The sequence below is a fragment of the Mycobacterium sp. genome, from assembly GCF_035499775.1.
In the GTDB taxonomy this organism is placed as follows: domain Bacteria; phylum Actinomycetota; class Actinomycetes; order Mycobacteriales; family Mycobacteriaceae; genus Mycobacterium.
In genome coordinates, this window is sequence record NZ_DATJYB010000408.1 from 1 (window position 1) to 4,510 (window position 4,510).

The following is a 4,510-nucleotide window of genomic DNA, read 5'->3' on the forward strand; positions in this document are numbered from 1 at the left end:
CGCACCGTCGGCAAAGTGCTCAAACGCACCCAGCGACACGATCCGGTCGATCGGCTCGTCGAATTCTTCCCAGCCCTGGATGCGCACCTCTTTGCGGCGGGGGCTGTCCATCTTGTCGAACTCGGCCACACAATGTGCGTACTGGTTCTCGCTGAGCGTCAGGCCGATCACGTTGACGTCGTATTCCTCGACCGCGTGCCGCATGGTCGAGCCCCAACCACAGCCGATGTCGAGCAGCGTCATGCCCGGCTCGAGCCCCAGCTTGTCGAGCGCGAGTTTGCGCTTGGCGTACTGCGCTTCCTCCAGCGTCATGTCGGGGCGCTCGAAGTATGCGCAGCTGTAGGTCATCGACGGATCGAGCCACAGCTTGAAGAATTCGTTGGAACGGTCGTAATGCGACTGGACTGCCTCGACGGGCGGTGACAGTTGCGGCTCGTTTTCGTCAGCTTTTCGGGTCATTGGCGCCGACCATGGTCTTTCTCCTCAAATTGCTGCTTGCTGCTGAGAGGCCGGGGGTGGGGCCAGGGACGGACTTTATCGGAGTTTTGTGCATAGGACCCACGCTCGGTGCCCGTGTCGGGTCCCTGGGCGTTGGTGCGTCTACCTTTCACTTGACCAGGGTGAACTGGCACACGTTGGTGTAGCCGTCGCGGAACAGGTCAGAGCAACCGGTCAGGTAGTGCTGGAAGATGTCGTACATCTCCTGGCCCTTCAGCTCGATCGCCTTCTCCTTGTTCGCTTCCAGCTTCTCGGCCCAGGTGTTCAGGGTGCGGACGTAGTTCTTCCCGATGTAGTGGTGGCGCTCGATCTTGAAGCCCGCCTCGGTCGAGTAGCGGTCGACCTGCTCGACCTGCGGCAACTTACCGCCGGGGTAGATCTCCCTCAGGATGAAGCTGATGAAGCGCAACAGGCTCATCGTGGTCTTCAGGCCCATCGCCTTGCCCTCTTCGGCGGTCGGCACCACGATCGTGTGCAGCAGCATCCGGCCGTCGTCGGGCAGTAGGTCGTAGTACTTCTTGAAGAAGGTGGCGTAGCGCTCGTATCCGGCATCGCCTGCGCCGTCGGCGAAGTGCTCGAACGCGCCGAGCGACACGATGCGGTCCACCGGCTCGTCGAACAACTCCCAGCCCTGCAGCCGTACCTCTTTGCGGCGAGGGCTGTCCATCTCGTCGAACTTCTGCTGGTCGTGCGCCAACTGGTTCTCGCTCAACGTCAGGCCGATGACGTTGACGTCGTAGTGTTCGACGGCGTGGCGCATGGTCGACCCCCAGCCGCAGCCGATGTCGAGCAGGGTCATACCGGGCTCGAGGTTGAGCTTGTCCAGGGCGAGTTTGCGCTTGGCGAACTGGGCCTCTTCCAGCGTCATGTTCGGACGCTCTTCGAAGTAAGCGCAGCTGTACGTCATCGAAGGGTCGAGCCACAGCTTGAAGAATTCGTTCGATCGGTCGTAGTGGGACTGGACTGCCTCGACCGGAGGCTTTAGCTGCGTGCGACCCGTTTCACCCTGTGAAGTCATTAAATCGACCCTACATTTCCCGCTGATATGGATGCAATTGCGGCGACGGTCTCCTCGGCGCGCGCGTCTTGGTGTGTGGCTTCCCCCAGCATCGTGACGACGCTGGTGACAACCGGTCTCCCTTCGGCGTCTGTGACTTCGCTGCGGATCTCTGCGAGCACGGTGCCGTGGGACTCGATCACCGAGTCTAGGTAGGTGTCGAAGTACAACTTGTCCTGGGCCAGGATCGGCCGGTGAAACTTGAATTTCTGGTCGCGGTGGATGACCCGCGCGATGTTGATCGGGACGTTGAACTTGGTGAAAATCTCCAGCTGCACACGCCGCCCGGCTACCGCCAGGAACGTCAGTGGGGCCACCAGGTTTTCGTAACCTGCATCGGCCGCGGCCGACTCGGCATAGTGCATCGGGTGGTCATCTTGGAGCGAGGCTGCGAACTCCCGGATCTTCTCGCGACCGACCTCGAAGTAGTCCGGCGCCCGGTAATGGCTGCCGATGAGTCCCTGAGTTCCTTCGGGAAGTGTCATACGGCCGTCGCTCTCTACTCAAATACGTAGTCAGCGGCGCAGCTTATCAGCGCGATTGCCGCCGCGACGCCAATGCCGCCAGCGCGCCGCCGGCGGCACCCAGCGCCAGGGCCGACGGCACCCCGATCTTGGCGGCCTTTCGAGCGGTCCGGAAGTCGCGGATCTCCCATCCGCGTTCCCGGGCCAGGCCGCGCAGCCGGGTGTCGGGGTTGATCGCGACGGCGGTTCCCACCAGCGAGAGCATCGGCACGTCGTTGTAGCTGTCGGAGTACGCGGTGCAGCGTTTGAGGTTGAGCCCTTCCCGGATCGCCAGCGACCGCACCGCGTGCGCTTTTCCGGTGCCGTGCAGGATCTCGCCCACCAGTCGGCCGGTGAATATCCCATCGACCGACTCGGCGACGGTCCCGAGCGCGCCGGTCAAGCCGAGGCGGCGCGCGATGGTGGCCGCCAGTTCGTAGGGCGTGGCGGTGATCAGCCACACTTGCTGGCCGGCATCCAGGTGCATCTCGGTGAGCTCGCGGGTGCCGGCCCAGATCTTGTCGGCGATGATCTCGTCGTAGATCTCCTCGCCCAGCGTCACCAGCTCCTCGACCGACCGGCCCTCGATGAACGTGAGCGCCTTGCGGCGGCCGGCGGCGACGTCCTCGCTGTTCTCCTTGCCGAGCACCTGAAACTTGGCCTGCGCGTAGAGAAAACCGAGCACGTCGCGATAGGTGAAGTAGTCGCGGGCGGCCAGCCCACGGCCGAAGTGAACCGCCGACGAGCCCTGCACCAGCGTGTTGTCCACATCGAAGAAGGCGGCAGCGGTCAGGTCGATCGGCGGCTGCGGCCGCTCGTCGTCCGGGGTGGCCTGCAGATCGCTGAGTGCACGCTCCGCGCTCGCGTTGCTGATCAGCAGCTCCGCCTCGACGGGTGTGGTGCGGTCTGCGCGGTCCGAATCAGAGGACGCCATCAGACACCTCCTAAATCGCGTGCCCGCCCGGTGGCCTCCCAGGTGGCTTTCCGGTGGCCTCCCAGGTGGCCACTTGGTGATCGGTATAACCCTATCCGGCTGCCACACTGGTCGGCATGACCCGGACCCGTCCCCAGGTGGTACTGCTCACCCGCGACGGCTGCGCCATCTGCGAGCGGGTACATGCGCGGCTGGGCGAGCTGGCTGCCGAGCTGGGTTTCGACCTGTCGGCAACCGACGTCGACGCCGCGGCGGCCACCGGAAATCCCGGATTGCGGGCCGAATTCGGCGATCGCCTGCCGGTGATCCTGCTCGACGGACGCGAGCACAGTTACTGGGAGATCGACGAGCCCCGGCTGCGGGCGGATCTCGCGCGCTGACCGGAAGATGAATGGACATCAGGCGATATTTGGTAGCCCACTGGATAAACGATTACCGTAGAGACCAGTTCAGTACTGGAGGAAGCAAGGGAGCTGGCCAGGTGATGCTGCCGTGAGCATCCTGCTCTTCGGGGTTTCGCACCGTAGTGCGCCGGTCTCGGTCCTCGAACAACTCAGCATTGACGAATCCGATCAGGTCAAGATCGTTGACCGGGTGCTGCAGTCGCCGCTGGTGACTGAGGCAATGGTGTTGTCGACGTGCAACCGGGTCGAGGTCTACGCGGTGGTGGACGCGTTCCACGGCGGGCTGTCGGTGGTCGGGCAGGTGTTGTCCGAGCACTCCGGCATGTCGATGGGTGACCTGACCAAATATGCGTACGTCCGCTACAGCGAGGCCGCCGTCGAGCACCTGTTCGCGGTTGCCAGCGGCCTGGACTCAGCGGTGGTCGGCGAACAACAGGTGCTCGGCCAGGTGCGTCGCGCCTACGCCACCGCCGAGGCCAACCGCACCGTCGGCCGGGCGCTGCATGAGCTGGCCCAGCGTGCACTGTCGGTCGGCAAGCGGGTGCATTCCGAAACGGCCATCGACGCCGCCGGCGCCTCGGTGGTGTCGGTCGCGCTGGGCATGGCCGAGCGCAAGCTGGGCGGGCTGGACGGCAAGACCGCCGTCGTGATCGGTGCCGGGTCGATGGGAGCACTGTCGGCGGCGCACCTGACCAGGGCCGGCATCGGGTGCGTCCAGGTGCTCAACCGGTCGCACTCCCGGGCTCAGCGGCTGGTCCGCAAGATCCGCGAATCGGGCGCGCCAGCCGAGGCGCTGACCCTGGACAGCCTGGCCGACGCCTTGGCGGACGCCGACGTAGTGGTGAGCTGTACCGGGGCGGTGAGTCCCGTGGTGTCGCTGGCCGATGTGCATCACGCGCTGGCCGCCGCGCGCCGCAGTGAAATCGAAGAGACGGCTCATCCGCTGGTGATTTGCGACCTGGGCATGCCGCGTGACGTCGATCCGGCGGTGGCCGGGCTGCCCGGCGTCTGGGTCGTCGACGTGGACCGCGTGCAGCATGAACCGTCGGCCCATGCCGCGGCCGCCGACGTCGACGCTGCCCGCCACATCGTGGCGGCCGAGGTTGCGGCGTAC

General features: G+C 65.1%; 4 protein-coding genes and 2 pseudogenes. 2 read left to right on the top strand and 4 right to left on the bottom strand.

The window, feature by feature from the left end; all coding sequences use genetic code 11:
* The 4 genes and pseudogenes from cmaA2 to VML93_RS25260 form a co-directional block, all read right to left on the bottom strand.
* Positions 1 to 459 (bottom strand): annotated as a pseudogene (gene cmaA2 / locus VML93_RS25245) (cyclopropane mycolic acid synthase CmaA2); the annotation flags it as partial.
* 148 nt (positions 460 to 607) lie between these two features.
* Positions 608 to 1,516, bottom strand: a complete 909-nt coding sequence (locus VML93_RS25250; protein WP_325615009.1) for a cyclopropane mycolic acid synthase family methyltransferase — start codon at positions 1,514 to 1,516, stop codon at positions 608 to 610.
* On the bottom strand, positions 1,516 to 2,040 hold the full coding sequence (locus tag VML93_RS25255) for an FAS1-like dehydratase domain-containing protein (RefSeq protein WP_325615010.1): 525 nt from the start codon (positions 2,038 to 2,040) through the stop codon (positions 1,516 to 1,518). Before VML93_RS25255 ends, VML93_RS25250 begins: the two co-directional genes overlap by 1 nt.
* A 46-nt stretch (positions 2,041 to 2,086) precedes the next feature.
* Positions 2,087 to 2,992, bottom strand: coding sequence for an HAD family hydrolase (locus tag VML93_RS25260; protein WP_325615011.1), 906 nt, complete (start codon positions 2,990 to 2,992; stop codon positions 2,087 to 2,089).
* Between the two features lie 116 nt (positions 2,993 to 3,108).
* Between VML93_RS25260 and VML93_RS25265 the strand changes: the two are divergent.
* Both VML93_RS25265 and VML93_RS25270 read left to right on the top strand, forming a co-directional pair.
* Positions 3,109 to 3,433 (top strand): annotated as a pseudogene (locus VML93_RS25265) (glutaredoxin family protein).
* Between the two features lie 51 nt (positions 3,434 to 3,484).
* A partial coding sequence (locus tag VML93_RS25270) for a glutamyl-tRNA reductase (protein ID WP_325615012.1) occupies positions 3,485 to 4,510 on the top strand: 1,026 nt, incomplete at its 3' end.

What these genes read in the sequence shown, in the direction of transcription:
- VML93_RS25250 (WP_325615009.1), bottom strand. Translation starts at nt 1,516, where the DNA reads ATGACTTCACAGGGTGAAACGGGTCGCACGCAGCTAAAGCCTCCGGTC.
- VML93_RS25255 (WP_325615010.1), bottom strand. Translation starts at nt 2,040, where the DNA reads ATGACACTTCCCGAAGGAACTCAGGGACTCATCGGCAGCCATTACCGG.
- VML93_RS25260 (WP_325615011.1), bottom strand. Translation starts at nt 2,992, where the DNA reads ATGGCGTCCTCTGATTCGGACCGCGCAGACCGCACCACACCCGTCGAG.